The sequence below is a fragment of the Pseudomonas persica genome (assembly GCF_900291015.1).
Taxonomy (GTDB): domain Bacteria; phylum Pseudomonadota; class Gammaproteobacteria; order Pseudomonadales; family Pseudomonadaceae; genus Aquipseudomonas.
In genome coordinates, this window is record NZ_OLKL01000190.1 from 1 (window position 1) to 264 (window position 264).

Consider the following 264-nt stretch of genomic DNA (forward strand, 5'->3'; position numbering starts at 1 on the left):
GCTGAACTGAGAAGGGCTCTCGTAGCCCACGGCGAACGCGGTGGCGGAGATGCTGGTGCCGCCCCGCTGCAGCAGGCGACGTGCCTCGATCAGGCGCAGCTGCTTCTGGTACTGCAGCGGTGACAGGCCCGTTGCCGCACGGAAATGCCGATAGAACAGCGCGCTGCCCATGCCTGCACGGCTGGCCAGCGCGGCCGCATCAAGCGGTTGCCGGAAGCTGCGTTGCAGGGTGCGAATCGCGCCCGCCATCCGCCGTGCCAAGGG

1 protein-coding gene is annotated in these 264 nt (G+C 68.9%); it reads right to left on the bottom strand.

Annotation, left to right across the window (positions count from 1 at the left end; genetic code table 11):
• On the bottom strand, positions 1–264 hold a 264-nt coding region (locus FQ664_RS26230; RefSeq protein ID WP_144175906.1), incomplete at both ends, for a helix-turn-helix domain-containing protein.